The following is a 19,538-nucleotide window of genomic DNA, read 5'->3' on the forward strand; positions in this document are numbered from 1 at the left end:
TGGCCGGAGAGAGAAATGGGAGCAGATATGTCTGAGCTTGCTGATTTAAGCGCTGTGGAAATGGTTGCCGGTTATAAGGCAGGTACGCTGTCGCCGGTGGAAGTGGCAGAATCCGTGATCGACCGGATTGAGCGTTGTGAGCCACAGCTTCATGCGATGTGGGCTTTTGAGCCGGAGGCGGCACTGGCTGCGGCAACCTTGTCGGAAGGTCGCTGGAAGCGGAAAGAAGAGCGCGGGCCGATTGATGGAGTGCCGCTGACCATCAAAGAAAACATCGCCACAAAAGGGCTGCCGGTACCGCTTGGCTGTGCGGCAATACCGCTTAATCCCGCTGTAAAAGATGCACCGCCTGCTGCTCGTTCCCGCGAGAGCGGTGGTATTCTTTTGGGCAAAACAACCATGCCTGATCTCGGCATGTTGTCGTCCGGCTTGTCGAGTTTCCATGAACTGGCACGCAATCCGTGGGATTTGGCCACCAATCCTGGAGGCTCAAGTGCAGGGGCGGGAACGGCTGCCGCTGCCGGTTATGGCCCTTTGCATATCGGGACAGATATTGGCGGTTCCATTCGTCTGCCTGCGGGTTGGTGCGGTGTGGTTGGACTTAAACCTTCTTTTGGTCGTATCCCGATTGATCCGCCATTTATCGGGCGCGTCGCAGGGCCGATGACGCGGACAGTTGCGGATGCTGCGCTCTATATGTCGGTTCTGTCCAAGCCCGATCGCCGCGATCCGATGAGCCTGCCTTATAGCCGTATAGATTGGATGAATCTGGAGCGCGATATCAAAGGCCTGCGTATCGGCCTGTGGCTGGATGCCGGTTTTGGCTCTGCCGTTGAACCAGAGGTCAAGGCAGCGGTAGAAGCCGCAGCGAAAGCCTTTGCCAATGCCGGTGCGATTGTTGAGAAAGTGCCGAGCTACCTCACCCGTGAGATGATTGACGGGTTGGATCATTTCTGGCGTGTGCGCTCATGGGGCGATATTTCCAAAATGACACCGGATAATCAGGCAAAAATACTGCCTTATATTTATCAGTGGGCAGAGGGCGGTAAAGGCTTGAGCGGTGCGCAGGTCTATCAGGGCTTTGCGCAGATCGATGCCATGCGCCATGCGGCTCTGGCGGCAATCAGTTCTTATGATTTTATCATTTCGCCGACAGCACCAATGCCGACCTATCCGGCAGAATGGGCGTCGCCGCTGAATGATCCGCAACGCCCGTTTGAGCATATTGCTTTCACCGTTGCCATGAATATGTCGGAGCAGCCTGCTGTCTCTGTCAATTGCGGTTATACGGAAAAAGGTTTGCCGATCGGTTTGCAGATCATCGGTCAGCGCTTTGATGATCTGGGCGTGTTGCAGCTTGCTCATGCCTATGAACAGTTACGCCCACAACAACGGCCTTGGCCGAAAATATAGACAATAGCAGTTACGGGGACAAACGGATTACATTCTGCCGTTCAGGAGCGGGCGGCAGAAACAGCATGCAGTATCGGTTCCAGCCAATGGAGAAATGCAGCCATGTCATACCCGCCACTTTCACTACATATGCCCGGCGCAATGCGCGGGGAAGCAGCGCCGCCGCCTAACCCGCATTTGCGGTTTGCGCGAGCGGGCGAAATGCGCCGCCCGCCTGTTGATGCCGATCCTTATGAAATGCACGATCTGGCCTATAATCTGGTGCGTGTACTGGATGATAATGGCGAGGCTAAAGGCGAGTGGGTGCCGGATCTGACGCCGGAGCAACTGCGTCACGGTTTGCGTTCCATGTTGAGAACCCGCGCTTATGACCGGCGTATGATGCGGATGCAGCGGCAGGGGCAAACCTCTTTCTATATACAATGCACCGGTGAGGAAGCGATTGCCTGTGCATTCCAAATGGTGATGCAAAAAGGGGATATGAATTTCCCGACCTATCGTCAGGCGGGATTGCTGATAGCACAGGACTGGTCATTGACCGATATGATATGTCAGGTGCTTTCCAATGAAAAAGATCATTTAAAAGGCCGACAACTGCCGGTCTTGTATTCTGTACCGGAGGCAGGTTTTTTCTCGATTTCCGGTAATCTGGGCACACAATATGTTCAGGCAGTGGGCTGGGCTATGGCTTCGGCTATGCGCGGCGATACAAAAATCGCTGCCGGATGGATCGGTGACGGCTCCACAGCCGAGAGTGACTTTCACTCGGCGCTGGTTTTTGCTTCGGTCTATCGCCCGCCGGTGGTTCTCAATATCGTCAATAACCAATGGGCAATTTCCTCGCCGCAAAGTGTGGCGGGTGGTGAGAATATTAGTTTTGCCTCCCGCGCCCATGGTTTTGCCATTCCGTCATTGCGGGTGGATGGCAATGATTACTTGGCGGTCTATGCTGCCGCCAGCTGGGCAGCAGAACGCGCACGACGCAATCTCGGGCCGACATTGATCGAATGGGTGACCTATCGCGTGGCACCGCATTCTACCTCTGATGATCCGAGTAAATACCGTGCCAAAGAGGAAGAGAGTAACTGGCCGCTGGGCGATCCGGTGGAGCGGTTGAAACAGCATCTGATCCGCAAGGGTGAATGGAGCGAGGAGCGCAATGTGCAGTTGCTCGCAAGCATAGATGCGGAGATCAATGATGCTGCGCGGGAAGCGCTGAAATACGGCACTTTGCATGAAGGGCCAAAAGCCAGTCCGGCAACCATGTTCGAGGATGTCTATAAAGACATGCCACGGCATCTGCGCGAACAGCGCCAGCAGATGGGGAGTTGATCATGCCAAAGCGTACAATGATTGAGGCTATCCGCGAAGCGATGGATGTGATGATGGAGCGCGACGACAAGGTGGTCGTGTTTGGGCAGGATGTCGGCTTTTTCGGTGGTGTGTTCCGCTGCACAGAGGGACTGCAACGTAAATATGGTGCGGCGCGTTGTTTTGATACGCCGATTTCGGAATCCGGTATTGTCGGGGTCGCCGTCGGTATGGGGGCTTATGGTTTGCGCCCTGTCGCGGAAATTCAGTTCGCGGATTATGTTTATCCGGCCTATGACCAGATAGTCTCGGAGGCCGCCCGTCTGCGGTTTCGGTCTGCCGGTGATTATACCGCGCCGATGGTGATCCGTATGCCGTGCGGCGGCGGTATTTTCGGAGGGCAAACCCATAGTCAGAGCCCTGAAGCCATTTTTACGCATGTGGCAGGGCTGCAGACGATTATTCCGTCCAATCCGTATGATGCCAAAGGCTTGCTGATTTCGGCAATCGAGAATGATGATCCGGTGATCTTTCTGGAACCGAAACGGCTGTATAACGGACCCTTTAACGGTCACTATGATCAGCCGGTGGTGCCGTGGTCAAAACATGCTTTGAGTGAAACACCGGAGGGTTATTATACTGTCCCCATCGGCAAAGCTGCAATCCGGCGTACAGGTTCCGCTGTCACGGTGCTGGCCTATGGCACAATGGTTTATGTGGCGGAAGCGGCGGTTGCTGAAACCGGTATTGATGCGGAAGTGATTGATCTGCGTTCACTCGTGCCGTTGGATATTGATACGATCATCGCGTCAGTTGCCAAAACGGGACGCTGTGTGATTGTCCATGAAGCCACACGGCTGTCCGGCTTTGGCACAGAACTGGCAGCAGAAGTGCAGGAGCGTTGCTTCTATCATCTTGAAGCGCCGATCCTGCGCGTGACCGGCTGGGACACGCCTTATCCGCATGCCCATGAATGGGATTATTTTCCGGGGCCGGAGCGGGTCGGACGGGCACTTCTTCAGGTAATGGAGGCATAAATGGTGAAAAAGATCATTAAAATGCCGGATATCGGCGAAGGTGTAGCTGAGGTTGAAATCGTCGAATGGCACGTCAAGGTTGGCGATGTCATCATGGAAGATCAGGTGTTGGCTGCTGTCATGACCGACAAGGCCACGGTGGAAGTGCCTTCACCGGTGGCAGGCATAATTTTACAAACAGGCCCCGAAGCCGGAACTGTGATGGCCGTTGGTGCAATGCTGGTTGAGATTGAGTTGGAGGGCACAGTTACGAATGATGTGCTGCCACATCAGGCCGCGCCGATACCGTCACTTCCTGAAAAGCCAACTCCGGCAAGAGCAATGCCGGAACAACCGGTTTTCGCACCGGTTCAGCAAGCGCAATCCATTTCGCCAACCATCCCTCATGACAAGCCGCTGGCATCGCCTGCAGTCAGGGCATTGGCACGGGAACTGGGGATTGATCTTTCACATATACAAGGCAGCGGGCCCGCAGGGCGTATTACCCGTGACGATCTGGATCATTTCACAGCCAGTGGTGGCAGCGCGCAAAATACAACCTATCAGCGGCGCGATGGCACTGAACAGATCAAAATTACCGGTCTGCGCCGCAAAATTGCCGAGCGAATGGCTAAATCCTCCCGTGAAGTGGCGCATTTTTCCTATGTAGAGGAAGTCGATGTCACCGATCTGGAAATTCTGCGCAGCACGTTGAATACGAGCCATGCGGAGCGGCGCGGCAAGCTGACTGTGTTGCCGTTTATTCTCCGTGCGCTGGTCGTGGCATTGCGGGACTTTCCGCAGATGAATGCACTCTATGATGAGGAAGCGCAGACACTAACCCGTCATCAGGCTGCCCATATCGGCATGGCGACCCAAACACAATCCGGCCTGATGGTGCCGGTGCTGCACCATGCAGAGGCAATGGATATCTGGGCAATAGCTGCAGAGATATCACGGCTTGCTGCGGCCAGCAGGGAGGGCGTGGCAAAGCGGGAAGAATTGTCGGGTTCCACCATTACGGTCACCAGTCTCGGTGATCTCGGCGGTCTGGTGTCAACACCGGTCATCAACCAGCCAGAAGTGGCGATTATTGGCATAAACCGCATCGCGATACGCCCGCAATGGCAGCATAACCAGTTTGTGCCGCGTAAGATGATGAACCTGTCATCCTCCTTCGATCACCGGATGGTCGATGGGTATGAGGCCGCCGCTTTTATCCGGCGGATCAGGCAATTGCTTGAGGTTCCCGCAACACTTTTCATTGAGGTGTGAGATGGAAGATATTGCAACACATGTGCTGATTATCGGTGGCGGGCCTGCCGGTTATGTCGCTGCCATCCGTGCCGGGCAACTTGGCCTGCCGGTGATATTGGTTGAAAAAGAGCAGTTGGGCGGCACCTGCCTGAATATCGGTTGTATCCCTTCCAAAGCACTCATCCATGCGGCGGATACTTATCACCATGCGCTTGGTCAGCAAGCCGGTTCTGCATTGGGCTTGCGCGTAGGGGATGTGTCACTGGATTGGGGGAAGACGCTCAACTGGAAAAATGCCATTGTGCGGCGGCTGACCGGCGGCGTTGAAGGTCTGTTGAAAAAGCATAAGGTCACCGTGCTGAAAGGGACGGCGGAGATTGCCGACGGCAAGACGGTTGTGGTGCATGGTAAGGCGGGCAGTACCCGTATCCGCACCAAACATCTGGTTTTGGCAACTGGTTCTTTGCCGATGCAGATCAGCGCTTTGCCTTTCGGCGGTAATGTTATCTCCTCAACCGATGCGCTGGCACTGGAACAGGTGCCAAAACGGCTGGCGGTAATCGGTGCTGGCTATATCGGGCTGGAGCTAAGTACAGCATTTGCCAAACTCGGTTCGCAGGTGACGATTATTGAAGCGGCTGACCGTATTTTGCCGCTTTGGGATGCGGAATTGACAATGCCGGTACGCAAGCGGCTGACGGCTCTGGGCGTTACCGTGATGACGCGTAGTGAGGCGCGGGGTCTCAATGCAGACGGGCAATCATTGCTGGTGCATGAACATGGCAATGGCACGCCGGTTGTGGTGGAGGCGGATAAGTTTCTGGTGGCTGTCGGACGCCGTCCGAATATCAATGGTTTCGGGCTGGAACGGCTTGATCTGGCGATGAATGGTGCTTTCATCCGCATTGACAAGTATTGCGCGACTTCCATGCTCAATGTCTGGGCAATCGGCGATGTGACGGGGGAGCCGATGCTGGCACATCGGGCAATGGCGCAAGGCGCGATGCTCGCAGAACATCTAGCCGGACAGAAATCTGCTTTCGAAGAGCCGGTTATTCCATCCGTCTGCTTCACCGATCCTGAGGTGGTGAGTGTCGGACTGTTGCCCGATCAGGCAAAATTACAGGGCTATGAGATTGTCACCGGCAGTTTTCCGTTTATGGCCAATGGCCGTGCTATGACCCAGCAGGATGAGACGGGCTTTGTCCGCATCACTGCGCGCGCGGATAATCATCTGGTGCTGGGCATACAAGCGGTCGGGCATGATGTGTCCGAACTGGTCAATGGTTTTGCACTGGCACTGGAAATGGGCGCTGTTTTGGAAGATGTGGCGCAGACTATTCACGCGCATCCGACACGCGGCGAGGCTTTTCAGGAGGCCGCTTTCACAGCGCTCGGTCGCAATCTGCATAGTTAAAATTATGGCGGGCTTTGCAACGACAAAGCCCGCCATATTGTGATTACTATTTTGGCAGTCTGGCGATGAAATATTCTTTCAACCGGTCAATATCCGCTTGTGCCCACTTCACATCGGTTACCTCTACCCACGCATCGATATAATGTTGCGGCGCATAGACATGGCCATGTCCGATTGGTGTGGTGGTGGCCATCATCAGATCAATGGCCAGTTGCAGCATACTGACAACCGGATACCATTTCAGCTGCGGAGAGACATCAGGGCCACGTGGTGCCTTCATCCAGTCCGGCTCGCGGTAGAAGTCTTTCGGATCAAAGAACACAATCGGGTCACTGGCATATTGCAGATAGACAATCCGCATCGGACCCCAATGGCTGTTTGGCAGCTTCAAAGCATTATTCTGGTTGGTAAAACGCGCATAGGAGCCATCACGAAACTCCGGCAACCATTCCGGTGTGCCTTCATTGCGGTTATTGGTGATAGAACGCCACAAACGGCTGGTGAATGGCGGACCGCTCCACAAAGCGCCCTGATACGGATCACCCAGAACCTGAAACAGCTCAGATGAAAGCTGCGAGTTCATCGCACCAAGGCTCAGGCCATAGAGATAGAGCTTCGGACGCGTGTCTTTCGGCAGCTTTGTCCAATAATCATAAACCTCATCAAACAGAGCTGTGGCGGTTTCGCTGCCATAGCCCGGCTCAACGAGCAGGGAGAGCCAGCTGGCGAGGTAGGAATATTGTACGGCAACACTCGCAATGTCGCCGTCATGGAGATACTCCACCGGATCAATGCCCATTTCATCAACCCAGCCGGTGCCGGTCGGAATAGTCACAATGAGCAGTGAGCGCTCGAATGCACCGACGCGGATCATCTCCTGAAGCGCAATTTTGGCGCGTTCTTTGGCGGTTTCAGCCGAGCGCAAGCCCACATAGACGCGCAGCGGATTTTGCGCCGGACGGCCGGTGAAGCTGCTAATCTGCGCGGCATCAGGACCGGAGCTGACATAGCTGCGCCCCATGCGGCCCAGCTCATCCCATTTTACCAACGAGGCAGCACTGCCGCTTTTCAGCGGATCTTGCGGTTGCGGGACTTCCGCTTCCATCAGGGCATCAATCTTGCGATAGGAGGAGTCCATCACATGCAGACCAAAGCGGAACAGCACGCCGTTAATCGCCATGCTGAAAATCACGGCGGCAATCAGGAAACCGGTAAAGCGCGACAGGCGCGGTGGTATATAGCGGTCGAGCCAGCGGCTGGAGCTGCGATAAATCAGCTGAAACAGGCGGGCAAGGGCAATCAAAATGACAAAAGTGGTAATCGCGATCAGACCGGTTTTAAACGGATGCGCGCTTTCAACCTTTTTCAACTCCATCAGGGAACGGATGGAATTTTGGCCGTCTGCCGCATGCCACAAGAACACCATAGCGGTGATAATGGTGACGGCCATTGCTGCAATTTTAATGGCATGGGAAATGCGGCCTTTAAGCTTTGGCAGTTGCAGATAATTCCACAGCCAGAACAGAAAAACACCAATGCCATAGCCGATGGCAAAACAGGCGCCTGACAGCACACCTTGTATCAAAAAAGGACGCGGCACCAGCGAAGGCGTGAGCGAAGCTGCAAAAAATAAAGTGCCGAGCAGCATCCCGATCAGAGACAGGGAGTTCCAGAATTTTTCCAGCCAGAGGGGCTTCATCAGCTCTTTTCCCTTATTTTTAATGCAATGCACAAAGGCCGGTGCAGTCTTTATTTTCCATGGTAGTAATGAACTGATCTGCGGACTGGCGGGCAGTTTCACGCAAAACCGGTTTTGCGCCTTTGACAATATTGCTTAGCATTGTGCGATCTTGCAAGGAGATAGAGCGGGCAATCGTAGCGGCATTTTCTGCAAGTGCCTGAGCTAATCTTTCCTGATTATGGGCGTTCAATTCAGGATTGCTGAGCATCAGTGCTGCGCCATTGATGACTTGCTGTAAGCCCAATCGTAACTTGAGGATTGTATCGGTCTGCGCCTTGTTGCCTTTGTCGGTTTGGACGGCGGCAGCATAATCCTCGGCAGCCTCCAATGCAGCGGCGATAAAACGGATCATCGCTGCGGAAGAACGGGTAATTTCATCCTGAAAGGCGATGCTGTTATTTTTTGTATCAGCCTGTTTTTGCGGGTCTGGCGAGAACAGCACATAGGCTTTGGTGACTTGCGCTTGCTGCTGGATAATATCCATCAAAACCGGCAGGTCACTGGCTTTATAAGGAGCCTGTCCGATGATCGCAGGCGCATTCCACAGCGCTTCAAGTACCTTCGCATCTTCTGTATTGGAAAGGCGCGGTGGCAGCTTAGTTTCCTTGGCTTTCTCAAGCCGGACAATAAAGGCCTGTAATGCACTGTTGAGTTGGTCGGGACCATTTGACGGTACTGTCGCTACAGCCGGATGAATGGCCGTAACGGCAATGGCCAGCGCCAGCATAGGCAGCGAATAACGTCTGAAATGTACCGGCAGCATTGGTTCTCTCTCGCTGTTTTGATCGGAACAGCCTGCATAATATAAAAATTACGTCAATGGGTGCGCAAATCCGATGGCTGACGAATTTTTGATGGGTGTTCATAAAATGCGATCTAAAATTATAGATAATTAATGATGATTTTGGGTGATTTGATTTAAAATTATAGATATTTTTATATAGACTTATAAATTTTACCGTTTTAAGTGGTTAGAAAATTCCGAATCTCGTAAAATTATCTATAATTTATGCGAGTAATATGAGAGAGGAAATTTCATGCCGCTGTCCGAGCTTCTACACAATGCGCCTGAACCACGCTGGACGAATGAAGAAGCACGCCGCATCTATGATTTACCGTTTAACGATCTGATGTTTCAGGCGCATGTCATCCACCGGCAGAATTTTGATCCGAACCGGCTGCAGATGAGCAAATTGCTGAGCATTAAAACCGGCGGCTGTCCGGAGGATTGCTTCTATTGCAATCAGTCTGCGCATAATCCGACCGGCCTGAAGGCGTCCAAATTGATGGAGGTGGAGCGTGTGTTGGCTGAAGCACGGCAGGCCAAAGCGGCTGGCGCGACACGCTATTGCATGGGCGCGGCATGGCGCAGTCCTAAAGAGCGCGACATGGATATGGTTATCGCCATGGTTGAAGGTGTCAAAGCCATGGGCATGGAAACCTGCATGACGCTTGGCATGTTGTCACTGCCGCAGGCACAAAAGCTCGGTGCGGCGGGGCTCGATTATTACAACCATAATATTGATACGTCTGAGGAGTTTTACCCGCAGATCATCACCACCCGTACATTCGCAGACCGACTGGATACGCTGGATAATGTGCGGTTGGCCGGTATCAATGTCTGCTCCGGTGGCATTCTCGGTATGGGGGAGAGTGAGCAGGATCGCGTCAATATGCTGGTAACGCTGGCCAATCTTCAGCAAGTACCGCAAAGCGTGCCGATCAATATGCTGATCCCGATTGAAGGCTCTAAACTCGCTAATGCCAGGCCGGTGGATTCCATCGCTTTCATCCGCATTATCGCCTTGGCACGGATTATGATGTCGACATCTCATGTTCGGCTTACCGCAGGACGCAGCAATATGAGCGATGAAATGCAGGCGATGTGCTTCTTCGCCGGTGCCAATTCAATTTTCATCGGGGATGTTCTGCTCACTGCCGCCAATGCGGGGGATGACCGCGATGCGGATTTGCTCAAACGTCTGGGCATGAAGGCTGAAACTGTGGCCGAGGAAAGCTGCACATGCTGATGCAGCCTTACAATGCGATATTGCAACGGCTTGAAAGCAAGGGGCGGTTGCGCAATCTCAACGTGGCGCGAGGTGCAGATTTCTCTTCCAATGATTATCTGGCGCTGGCTGGCTCAGACTATTTGCGGAATATTGCCTGTGATGCGCTGGAGCGTGGCGTGCCAGTCGGCTCCGGCGGTTCGCGTCTGTTGCGCGGCAATCATTCGGAACATGAAGCACTAGAGGCGGAAGCCGCTGCTTTTTTCAAAGCACCACAAGTCTTGTATTTCGCCAGTGGTTTTGATGCCAATCAGGCGGTGTTTGCAACGCTCCCTCAGGCAGGTGATTTGGTGCTTTATGATGCGCTGATCCATGCCAGTATTCATGCAGGGATGCAGGCAGGCAAAGCGAAAATACAAAGCGTGCCGCACAATGATATTGCGGCATTTGAAACTGTCATCCGGCATTTTCGTGCGACAGAGAAAAGCGGCAATATCTGGCTGGTGGTTGAAAGCCTCTATTCTATGGATGGTGATCGCGCCCCGCTTGCAGAACTGAGTGCTTTGGCAGATCGTTACGGGTGTTTTCTTTATATTGATGAGGCACATGCAACCGGTGTGTTTGGTGCCAACGGGCGGGGCTTGGCGGCAGAACTGGAGGGGCGTGAAAATGCGCTGATCCTGCATACCTGCGGCAAGGCACTCGGCGCTTCCGGTGCGTTGCTTTGTGCCGCAAAACCTTTGATTGATGTACTGATTAATCAGGCACGGGGCTTTATTTTCTCGACTGCGCCAGCGCCTTTGCAGGCGGCGATTGTACGCGGCAGTTTAAAAGCGTTGACTGCAGAACCGCAGCGGCGTGAGAAATTACAGGCACTCATTCACCATGCAGAACACTACTTGCAGCCAAGCGGTTCGCAGATCATTCCCTATCAGATCGGAGATAATCAACGCGCCGTTGCAATGGCTGAGGCTATGCAAAATCAGGGCTTTGATATTCGTGCCATTCGTCCGCCGACAGTGCCGTTTGGCACCGCGCGACTACGTATTTCTATCACGTTAAATGTTGATGAGGCACAGATCACGCGTATGGCTGAAGTGCTGAAAAAGATTGCAAACCTTTATGAGTAATCCCGTATTTATTGTCAGTGGTACTGATACCGGTATTGGCAAAACCATTTTCAGCGCAGCACTGACCCAAGCCCTGCAAGGCAGCTACTGGAAACCGGTGCAATCCGGTCTGGAGGAAGAGACAGACAGCGAGACTGTGCGTCGTTTGGCACCGGAATGTCCTGTTCTGCCGGAGCAGTGGCGTTTACAATTACCCGCTTCACCGCATCTCTCCGCTGAGACGGAGGGGGTGGAGATCGAACCCGCAGCACTGAATATTCCACATTGCAACCGGCCGCTGGTGGTGGAAGGTGCAGGTGGCTTGATGGTGCCGCTGACACGCTCCCAGACTTATCTTGATATCTTCGCCCGCTGGCAGCAGCCGGTCATTCTCTGCGCTCGCACACAGCTAGGCACGATCAATCATAGTCTGCTGTCATTGGAAGCACTGCACAGCCGCAATATTCCGGTGCTCGGTGTGGTCTTTATCGGACATGCGCATGAGGACAGTGAAGGGATCATCTGTGAGCTGGGCAAAGTGCGCCGCCTTGGTCGCCTGCCTGTATTGGATGATCTGAACCCGCAGACATTGAGGCAAGCATTTGCAGAGAACTTCAATCTGGATGATTTTACCGGAGGTGCCCGATGAGCCATTCTTCATCGCCGGTCTGGCATCCGTTTACCCAGCATCTGCTGGAGCCTGTTACAAAAAAGATTACTCGCACGGAGGGTGCCTATCTGATCGATGAAGACGGGCGCAAAATCCTTGATCTGATCTCGTCCTGGTGGGTGATTACCCATGGTCATCGCACACCGCAGATCATGCAGGCCATTCGTGAAGCAACAGAACAATATGACCAGATCATTTTTGCGGAATACAGCCATGAACCGGCGGAGCAGCTGGCACAGGAACTGATCCGTATTGTGCCGCATGGTCTGTCGCATGTGTTCTATTCCGACAGTGGTTCGACTTGCGTGGAAGTGGCTCTGAAAATGGCGCTGGGCTATTTCCATAATCGTGGTGAACTGCGTGCCAGAATTGCTGTGATGGCGGGCAGCTATCACGGGGACACAATCGGCACTATGTCTGCCGGTGAGCGCGGCGTGTTCAATGCGGCCTATGGTGCATTGCTTTATGATGTGGCGACAATTCCGTTTCCCGCAGAGGGGCGTGAACAGCAAACGCTGGATGTATTTGAACAGCTTTGCCGAGGCGGGGACTTGGCTGCCTTGATTGTCGAACCGCTGCTACTCGGCGCAGGCGGTATGAAAATCTATCCGGCTTTTGTGTTACGGCAGTTGAAGGCGATTGCCGAGGCGCATGGTGTTTTACTGATCTGCGATGAAGTGATGACTGGTTGGGCGCGCACCGGCACATTATTTGCCAGTGAGCAGGCCGGTATTACACCGGATATTCTGTGTCTCTCTAAGGGTATTACCGGCGGAGCACTGCCTCTGGCGGTGACGCTGTGTGTACCGAAAATATTCGAAGCACATCTTTCAACCGATCGAAGCCGCACTTTCTATCATTCAAGTTCCTATACGGCGAACCCGATTGCCTGTGCGGCTGGTCTTGCCAACATGCAAATCTGGCGCGATGAGCCGGTTTTGCAGCGCGTACAAGATTTGCAGGCGATGCAGAGCCGTGAGTTGCTACGTTTCAAACATGATCCGCGTTTTGAGAATGTCCGGCAATGCGGAACCATTACAGCACTGGATGTTAAAGCGCAAAGTAGCGGGTATCTCTCGGATATCGCTTTACGGCTGAAAGCATTTTTCCGCTCTCATGATGTGCTGCTGCGACCACTTGGTAATGTGCTGTATCTGATGCCGCCTTATTGCGTCACCGAGCAGGAATTGCAGCGCTCTTATCAGCTGATTGATGAGGCGGCAGACCTGCTGCAAAGCGGCAAATTATGAGCGGCTCTTATCCGTCTTCCATCATCGGCTTTGGCCATGCCGTGCCAAAGCGTTAGGTTTTCAATGCAGAGATTGAAGCTGCGCTTGGGCTAGAAAGTGGCTGGATTGAACGCCGCACCGGTATCCGCAGTCGTTATTGGGTTGAGGATGGTGAGACGCTGACTGATCTTGCAACTGAAGCAGGGCGCATGGCGCTGGCAAATGCTGGTATAGCTCAATCTGAAATCGGCATGGTGCTGCTGGCAACATCAACGCCGGATCATCTTTTGCCACCTTCTGCGCCTTTGTTGGCGCATAAGTTAGGGCTCACAGGTGCTGGTGCGGTTGATCTTGCCGGTGCCTGTTCCGGTTTTCTCTATGCGCTGGTGATGGGGGATGCATTGGTACGCACGCAGGGGCGGGCAGTGCTGATTGTTGCGGCGAATATTCTCTCGCGCCGTATCAACCGGCAGGAGCGGGCGTCTGCCGTGATGTTTGGCGACGCGGCTGGTGCTGTTGTTTTGGCGCCATCCCAAAACGGGATTGGCAGTCTGGTCAGTTCCACACTCACCAGTGATGGCAGTCATTATGATCTGATCGGCATTCCGACAGGTGAAACATTGATGACAATGCGCGATGGCCGTTCCATGTTTGCACAGGCGGTGAAGACCATGATGGATTGCGGCAAAACCGTTTTACAACAAGCCAATGTTGAACCCACTGCGATTGGTCATTTTGTGCCGCATCAGGCCAATGCACGGATTTTTGATGCAGTGGCAGAGCAGTTGCAACTGAACAATGCAGTGACTGCCTGCACGATTGCGGATTATGGCAACTCATCGGCGGCGACTATTCCGCTCAGCCTGTCTCTGGGGCAGAGTACCTATCGTAAAGATGATCTGATCCTGCTGACAGCCGCAGGTGCTGGACTGACAGGCGGCGCGGCGCTGCTCAATTACACGGGATAATTCGGTAAACTTTATAGCCTGATTGCCGTATCACTATTTCACAAGGCATGACGCGGTTTCTTATTCTTGTCTCCGGTATGGAGGAATTGGAATGGTGAAGCAGCAGAAGCCTTTTGCGGGTATTACGGTGCTGGATTTTTCCCGCGTTTTGGCAGGGCCGTTTTGCTCTGCCATTCTGGCGGATCAGGGCGCGCAGATCATTAAAGTTGAACCGCCGCAGGGCGACGATCAGCGCTATATGGGCGCGGTGCGTAACAATCAGAGTATCAATTTCCAGCTGTTTAACCGCAGTAAACGCAGCCTGAAACTCGACCTGCGCCAGCCGGAAGCTGTGAAGATCGCACAGGAACTGGCGCTGAAAGCTGACGTGGTACTGGAAAATTTCCGCCCCGGTGTGGCTGATCGTTTGGGGATCGGCGCTGAGCAGTTGCAGGCGCTGAAGCCTGATCTGGTCTATTGCTCCGTTTCCGGTTTTGGCCAGCATGGGCCGATGGCCGCTATGCCTAGTTATGATGTGGTGGCGCAGGCGCTGTCCGGCATGATGAGTGTGACCGGCGAGGCATCGGGGGGGCCGACACTGGTTGGCGACTCCATTGGCGATATTGTTTCCGGTATTTATGCCGCGCAGGCGATTTCTGCTGCACTTTACCGTCGCTCGGTCACCGGACAGGGCGCACGGATTGATGTTGCGATGTTTGATGCGCTGTTCAGCCTGCTACCGACGGTGCTCGCCGGATGGCAGGGCAGCGGCAACCGGCCTGCACGCTTTGGCAATCAGCATCCGCTGTCTGCGCCTTTTGGTGCCTTTGCTGCATCGGATGCGCCTTTCATTCTTGCTGTGGCCAACAAGGCGCTTTTTGCCCGTCTCGCAGAGGCGCTGGGCAAGCCGCATCTGGCAGATGATCCGCGCTTTGCTTCCGATCAGTTACGCAGTCAGAATCGTGATGCTTTGCAGGCAGAGATCGAAGACTGGTCACGGCACTACACTGCCGCTGAAGTGGTGGAGAAGCTCGGCAAAGCCGGCTTGCCGGTGTCGGAAATCTGGGCGGTGGATGACGCCGCACGAAGCGCTCATGCGCAGCATCGCCAGTTATTGCATGAAGTTGAACATCCGCAATTGGGCAAACTTCTGGTGCCGGAGCAGCCGGTACATTTCGACGGCTTGCCACGCGGTGACATCCGGCAGGCACCGGAGCTTGGTGCTGACGGCGCGGATATTTTGCGGGAATTTCTGAATATGGATGAGACACAGATCAGTGCGCTAATAAGCGCCGGAATTGTCTGATTATCCTTGTGGTTTAAGGTACGGAGTACAAGAATGGGATTACAGATTACGGATGCCGACCGCGCATTCGCAGCGGATGCAAGTGCTTATTTGCGTGCCAATCTGCCGGAAGCGCTGGCCTATAAGGTGCGGCACAATATTCGCCTGACCAACGAAGATCTGACCGGTTGGCAGGAAGTGCTGGCAGCGCGCAACTGGTATGCAATCGGCTGGAGCAAAGAGATGGGCGGTGCCGGTCTGACGCCGGTGCAGCGCTATTTGTTTGAGCAGGAATATGGTGCGATTTGTGCACCGCATCCGTGTCAGTTCGGCATTGCTATGGCAGGGCCTGTTATTCACTCCTTTGGGAATGAGGAACAGCGGGCACGCTTTCTGCCGGACATTCGCGAGAACCGGACATTCTGGTGTCAGGGCTATTCCGAACCGGGGGCAGGTTCCGATCTGGCATCGCTGACCACTTCAGCCATGCGGGATGGTGATCATTATGTGGTCAATGGGCAGAAAATCTGGACGACATGGGCGCAATGGGCAGACTGGATTTTCTGTCTGGTACGCACGCATAAAGGCGAACGTCCGCAGCAGGGCATTTCCTTCCTGCTGATTGATATGCGTACCTCCGGTATTACAGTTCGCCCGATCCGTACACTGGATGGTGAGGCCGAGTTTAACGAGGTGTTTTTCAATGATGTGCGTGTGCCGGTTGAAAACCTGATCGGTACTGAGGGCGAAGGCTGGGGCTATGGCAAATATCTGCTCGAATATGAGCGTTTTTCCATGTCCGGTGCTGCGCGTTCCAAGCGTATTCTTGGTGAGTTGAAGGAAGATGCCGCACGCCTTGGTGTAGCGACTGATCCGCTGTTGCAGGATCGCATGACGCGGATTGAAATCCAGCGTCTGGCGCTGGAGCATATGGAGCTGAAACTGCTGTCGCAGAGTGAAGCGGGTGAAAATCCGGGCCCTGAAGCCTCGAAACTCAAAATCCGCGGTACAGAAATTGCACAGGCATTGGCGCAATTGCGTCTGGATATTTTTGGTTCGCAGGTGCTGCCTTACAGTGAAGCATTTCTTGATGGTGAGGCGGATGCGGAAAATCCTGCGGCTGCCGGTGCGGCTGCTGCATGGCTCAATTTGCGCAAGCTGACGATCTGGGGCGGATCAAATGAAATTCAGCGCATGATCCTTGCCAAGCAGGTTCTGGGTTTAAGGTGAGGAGAGCGGATATGCAGAAAACACGTGAAGAAAAAGCAGACGAATTGCGAATGCTGACGGATTTTGTGACCCGCTTTGCTGCCGATCACACGCCGGAAAACGGTTTGCCGCAGACTGATCTCGATCTGTGGCCTCAGATTGCGGAAATGGGGCTGATTGGTCTTGCACTGCCGGAAACATCAGGCGGTGCGGAGCTGGGCGCAGAAGGTCTGGCAGCGGTGGCACAAGCTCTGGGAAGCGTTGCCTTGCCTGTGGATTTTGCCTGCGGCGCGGCACTGACCGCAAGTCTGTTATGTGAAGCGCAGAAGAGCAATCCGGATGTTGCGCCATTGCTGGAAAGTTTTCTCGCAGGTGAGATGCGCATAGGCATTGCCGGTCAGTTGGTAATAGCTGCACAGGGGATTAAACCTGTGAACCTGCCGGAACTGATCGGCACTGGTCTGGCACTCACAAAGCTTCAGGTCTTTGGTGCACGGGAACCGGAAAAGCTGTTATGTCTCGTGCAACAAGGCGGTGACGTTGCTCTGTGTCTGATCTCTCCGGAAACGGCGCAGTTTCGTCAATTATCAATGATTGACGGCCGGATGATGAGTGAAATCACGGTAGATATTGCACCAACGAATATTCAGGTGCTGCTATCCGGCGGTGATGCACAACAGCGCATTGAGGCTTGCGCCGCCGATATTCTGATTGCCGTTGCCGCAGACAGTCTTGGCGCGATGGATAATCTTTATCGCCAAACGCTGGATTATATGCGGATGCGCAAGCAATTCGGCAAAGCGCTTGGCTCTTTCCAGACCATTCAGTTTCGTCTTGTGGATATGTCTGTGGCGCTGGATGAGGCAAAAGCCTTGGTCGAAGCCGCAGCGGAAGCGCAGGATAATGTTGCGGAAGATGTCCGCGCTTTGACCATCGCCGCATGGGTGCAGACATTGTGGTCAGCGCGTCATATTGCACAGGAGGCAGTCCAGCTTCACGGCGGTATCGGCATGACAGAGGAATGTGCGATTTCTCCGCTGGTCAAGCGCCTGCTGGTGAATGAGCATAGTTTCGGTCAGGCGGAGGCCTATATGGCAGCCTATCGTCAGTTGGCTGCCTGAAACGCCTTACGCAAACAAGCGAGCAGAATATGCTCAGGCTCATTGAGATTGCGGGTGCCGCTGGTGCCCGCAGTCAGATAGAAATGCGGTGCATCCGGTAAATTGTGCTGTAACAAAGGTTTAGCTGAGCTGATAATATCGGCCAAAGCAGCGGGCATAATTGTGCTATAGCCGTTACCAGCCAGCATCAGGCAGAGTTTCAGCGATTGGGTTTCCAGCACCGGCTGATAATGCGCCGCTTCCGGCAATTGCATAATAGCATTGCGAACACTGTCAGCAGGGGCAGGCAGGGCAAGCGGTGCATTCGCCGCATCAATATCCGAGATATATTGCAGCGGTCCCATATCCATCAGCAATGTGGCGCTTGCAGGGAGCGCAACACTCTCATGAATGGCAATGGAATATTCTCCCTGCCGTAAATGTTCGTCCAGAAATTGTGCAGGCGCTTCACCAACCTTGAGCACAACATGCGGGCAAAGCTGCTGCCATTCGCTAATGGCACGGCTGATCGCTGTGGCACTCACCGGGCTCAGCATAGCCATCGGGCTGAGGCCCAAATAAATCACCGGCTCGTCCATCACCGCAATTTGCTGTGCACCCTGACGAATTGCATCAGCCAGATTGAGCACGCTTTGCAGCAAAGGCGCTTTATGCACCGCAGTCGGCAGCGGGTGCAGGCCTTTATAGTGGCGGGCAAACAGTGCCGTGCCCATCAGTTGCTCTGTCTTGCGCAATTGTGCGGACAAAGCAGGCTGGGTCTGATTGAGCCTGCGGGCGGCTTCGCTCATATTGCGGCACTGATAGAGAGTCAGAATGCTCTGAATATCGCGCAGGGAGACCGGCGGATTATAGAGCGTTACGGTTTGCCGGTTCAGTTCTTCGCGCACCAGCCTGATGAAATCCTGAGCAGCGACAGTTAGCCTTTCATCTTTCGTGGTGATCTGCGCTGTGACAGGGCTATGCAGCGGTATCTGTAGTTGTAGTACGGCAAGATCATTACGGCTGATGCCGCTGGCAAGCAAGCTATGTGGTGCCAGCAGAAGCACCGGCTGTTTGGCCTGTTTCAGGCGGGTGAAAATCCCTACATCTTCCGATGTCATCTCCGGCGCAGGCAGGTCATGCTGGCGGCAATAGGCGCGGATGCGTGCTTCTTCGGCAGGTAAGAGCGGTGGCAGCCACAGGCTGTAATTGCGCAAATCCTCCGGGCTGAGCGGAGCCTGATCTTCATCGGGCACAAGGCCGCCTGCAACGGCAATCCATTCATCGTCAAACAGAAATTGTTCCTGCGCGCTGCCGTTCTGCGAGGCATAGCCCATCAGAATATCTGTATTCTCTGCATTGCTGGTGTCGAAGGCGCTGATCAATGGTGAGCGGAAATGCACCTGCGCATAATATTCAGGATGGGAAAGCCGGAAAGGGCGCACGGCAGCGGTTGCCGCGCGGGACAATTTGCCGAACATGAAATGCAGCGGCGAGCTGACTTTCAGCGCGGTTGAAATGGCTTTACCGGAGAAAGCGGTTTCTACTGCCTGCAAGATGGCGGTCGCCTGCTGAAATAGCCAACGTCCGGCTTCACTCGGCACCAGACCTTTGGGGCCACGCACAAAAAGTTCCAGCCCCAATTCCGTCTCAAGCGCAGAAATTGCGGTGCTGAGTGTGGAGGGCGAAATCTGCTCGGCTTTGGCTGCTTCGGCATGATTATAATACTGGCAGGCCAGAACAAAATAGGCGAGGGAGCGAAGTTCCATGGTCTGTGCAGCTTTATGTTTTTACAGGACAGTTTTCTATAGCTTTTCCTTGGTAC

General features: G+C 54.0%; 16 protein-coding genes. 13 read left to right on the forward strand and 3 right to left on the reverse strand.

The window, feature by feature from the left end; genetic code table 11:
• Positions 1-27: 27 nt before the first annotated feature.
• The 5 genes from QUF18_RS03010 to lpdA all read left to right on the forward strand — a co-directional run bounded on the left by QUF18_RS03010 (position 28) and on the right by lpdA (position 6,414).
• A complete protein-coding gene (locus tag QUF18_RS03010) occupies positions 28-1,413 on the forward strand; it encodes an amidase (RefSeq protein ID WP_289385088.1) in 1,386 nt (461 codons plus the stop codon).
• 102 nt (positions 1,414-1,515) lie between these two features.
• Complete coding sequence (locus QUF18_RS03015) at positions 1,516-2,745, forward strand: thiamine pyrophosphate-dependent dehydrogenase E1 component subunit alpha (protein WP_289385089.1); 1,230 nt, start codon at positions 1,516-1,518, stop codon at positions 2,743-2,745.
• Between the two features lie 2 nt (positions 2,746-2,747).
• On the forward strand, positions 2,748-3,761 hold the full coding sequence (locus QUF18_RS03020; RefSeq protein WP_289385090.1) for an alpha-ketoacid dehydrogenase subunit beta: 1,014 nt from the start codon (positions 2,748-2,750) through the stop codon (positions 3,759-3,761).
• Positions 3,762-5,015, forward strand: coding sequence for a dihydrolipoamide acetyltransferase family protein (locus tag QUF18_RS03025; RefSeq protein WP_289385091.1), 1,254 nt, complete (start codon positions 3,762-3,764; stop codon positions 5,013-5,015).
• Position 5,016: 1 nt separating this feature from the next.
• Positions 5,017-6,414 carry a dihydrolipoyl dehydrogenase gene (gene lpdA / locus QUF18_RS03030; protein WP_289385092.1) on the forward strand — a complete coding sequence of 466 codons (1,398 nt, stop codon included), beginning with the start codon at positions 5,017-5,019 and terminating at the stop codon, positions 6,412-6,414.
• A 46-nt stretch (positions 6,415-6,460) separates the two neighbouring features.
• On the opposite strand, the gene QUF18_RS03035 is transcribed toward lpdA, so the two are convergent.
• Entirely contained in the window at positions 6,461-8,113 is a 1,653-nt protein-coding gene (locus tag QUF18_RS03035; protein WP_289385093.1) for an alpha/beta hydrolase, read from the reverse strand.
• Between the two features lie 19 nt (positions 8,114-8,132).
• Positions 8,133-8,918, reverse strand: a complete 786-nt coding sequence (locus QUF18_RS03040) for a hypothetical protein (protein WP_289385094.1) — start codon at positions 8,916-8,918, stop codon at positions 8,133-8,135.
• Positions 8,919-9,192: 274 nt separating this feature from the next.
• On the opposite strand from QUF18_RS03040, the gene bioB reads away from it, so the two are divergent.
• The 8 genes from bioB to QUF18_RS03080 all read left to right on the forward strand — a co-directional run bounded on the left by bioB (position 9,193) and on the right by QUF18_RS03080 (position 17,734).
• Positions 9,193-10,185 (forward strand): biotin synthase BioB, encoded by a 993-nt coding sequence (gene bioB / locus QUF18_RS03045; protein ID WP_289385095.1) that lies wholly within the window; start codon positions 9,193-9,195, stop codon positions 10,183-10,185.
• Positions 10,179-11,294: an 8-amino-7-oxononanoate synthase gene (locus tag QUF18_RS03050; protein WP_289385096.1), complete on the forward strand. Its 1,116-nt coding sequence runs from the start codon at positions 10,179-10,181 to the stop codon at positions 11,292-11,294. The genes bioB and QUF18_RS03050 overlap by 7 nt, the downstream gene beginning before the upstream one ends.
• Complete coding sequence (gene bioD / locus QUF18_RS03055; RefSeq protein WP_289385097.1) at positions 11,287-11,922, forward strand: dethiobiotin synthase; 636 nt, start codon at positions 11,287-11,289, stop codon at positions 11,920-11,922. Before QUF18_RS03050 ends, bioD begins: the two co-directional genes overlap by 8 nt.
• Positions 11,919-13,193 carry an adenosylmethionine--8-amino-7-oxononanoate transaminase gene (locus QUF18_RS03060; RefSeq protein WP_289385098.1) on the forward strand — a complete coding sequence of 425 codons (1,275 nt, stop codon included), beginning with the start codon at positions 11,919-11,921 and terminating at the stop codon, positions 13,191-13,193. The genes bioD and QUF18_RS03060 overlap by 4 nt, the downstream gene beginning before the upstream one ends.
• Positions 13,194-13,264: 71 nt before the next feature.
• A complete protein-coding gene (locus QUF18_RS03065) occupies positions 13,265-14,140 on the forward strand; it encodes a beta-ketoacyl-ACP synthase 3 (RefSeq protein WP_289386108.1) in 876 nt (291 codons plus the stop codon).
• A gap of 91 nt (positions 14,141-14,231) precedes the next feature.
• On the forward strand, positions 14,232-15,425 hold the full coding sequence (locus tag QUF18_RS03070) for a CaiB/BaiF CoA transferase family protein (RefSeq protein WP_289385099.1): 1,194 nt from the start codon (positions 14,232-14,234) through the stop codon (positions 15,423-15,425).
• Between the two features lie 33 nt (positions 15,426-15,458).
• A complete protein-coding gene (locus tag QUF18_RS03075) occupies positions 15,459-16,634 on the forward strand; it encodes an acyl-CoA dehydrogenase family protein (protein WP_289385100.1) in 1,176 nt (391 codons plus the stop codon).
• A gap of 11 nt (positions 16,635-16,645) precedes the next feature.
• Positions 16,646-17,734 (forward strand): acyl-CoA dehydrogenase family protein, encoded by a 1,089-nt coding sequence (locus tag QUF18_RS03080; protein ID WP_289385101.1) that lies wholly within the window; start codon positions 16,646-16,648, stop codon positions 17,732-17,734.
• Here the strand turns inward: QUF18_RS03080 and QUF18_RS03085 are convergent.
• Positions 17,719-19,482, reverse strand: a complete 1,764-nt coding sequence (locus tag QUF18_RS03085; RefSeq protein WP_289385102.1) for a LysR family transcriptional regulator — start codon at positions 19,480-19,482, stop codon at positions 17,719-17,721. The genes QUF18_RS03080 and QUF18_RS03085 overlap by 16 nt on opposite strands.
• Between the last annotated feature and the right edge of the window lie 56 nt (positions 19,483-19,538).

This window comes from Pseudochrobactrum kiredjianiae (genome assembly GCF_030362795.1).
GTDB lineage: Bacteria > Pseudomonadota > Alphaproteobacteria > Rhizobiales > Rhizobiaceae > Pseudochrobactrum > Pseudochrobactrum kiredjianiae.

What these genes read in the sequence shown, in the direction of transcription:
- QUF18_RS03020 (WP_289385090.1), top strand. Translation starts at nt 2,748, where the DNA reads ATGCCAAAGCGTACAATGATTGAGGCTATCCGCGAAGCGATGGATGTG.
- bioD (WP_289385097.1), top strand. Translation starts at nt 11,287, where the DNA reads ATGAGTAATCCCGTATTTATTGTCAGTGGTACTGATACCGGTATTGGC.
- QUF18_RS03075 (WP_289385100.1), top strand. Translation starts at nt 15,459, where the DNA reads ATGGGATTACAGATTACGGATGCCGACCGCGCATTCGCAGCGGATGCA.
- QUF18_RS03080 (WP_289385101.1), top strand. Translation starts at nt 16,646, where the DNA reads ATGCAGAAAACACGTGAAGAAAAAGCAGACGAATTGCGAATGCTGACG.
- QUF18_RS03025 (WP_289385091.1), top strand. Translation starts at nt 3,762, where the DNA reads ATGGTGAAAAAGATCATTAAAATGCCGGATATCGGCGAAGGTGTAGCT.
- bioB (WP_289385095.1), top strand. Translation starts at nt 9,193, where the DNA reads ATGCCGCTGTCCGAGCTTCTACACAATGCGCCTGAACCACGCTGGACG.
- QUF18_RS03050 (WP_289385096.1), top strand. Translation starts at nt 10,179, where the DNA reads ATGCTGATGCAGCCTTACAATGCGATATTGCAACGGCTTGAAAGCAAG.
- QUF18_RS03070 (WP_289385099.1), top strand. Translation starts at nt 14,232, where the DNA reads ATGGTGAAGCAGCAGAAGCCTTTTGCGGGTATTACGGTGCTGGATTTT.
- QUF18_RS03085 (WP_289385102.1), bottom strand. Translation starts at nt 19,482, where the DNA reads ATGGAACTTCGCTCCCTCGCCTATTTTGTTCTGGCCTGCCAGTATTAT.
- QUF18_RS03035 (WP_289385093.1), bottom strand. Translation starts at nt 8,113, where the DNA reads ATGAAGCCCCTCTGGCTGGAAAAATTCTGGAACTCCCTGTCTCTGATC.
- QUF18_RS03040 (WP_289385094.1), bottom strand. Translation starts at nt 8,918, where the DNA reads ATGCTGCCGGTACATTTCAGACGTTATTCGCTGCCTATGCTGGCGCTG.
- QUF18_RS03015 (WP_289385089.1), top strand. Translation starts at nt 1,516, where the DNA reads ATGTCATACCCGCCACTTTCACTACATATGCCCGGCGCAATGCGCGGG.
- QUF18_RS03060 (WP_289385098.1), top strand. Translation starts at nt 11,919, where the DNA reads ATGAGCCATTCTTCATCGCCGGTCTGGCATCCGTTTACCCAGCATCTG.
- lpdA (WP_289385092.1), top strand. Translation starts at nt 5,017, where the DNA reads ATGGAAGATATTGCAACACATGTGCTGATTATCGGTGGCGGGCCTGCC.
- QUF18_RS03010 (WP_289385088.1), top strand. Translation starts at nt 28, where the DNA reads ATGTCTGAGCTTGCTGATTTAAGCGCTGTGGAAATGGTTGCCGGTTAT.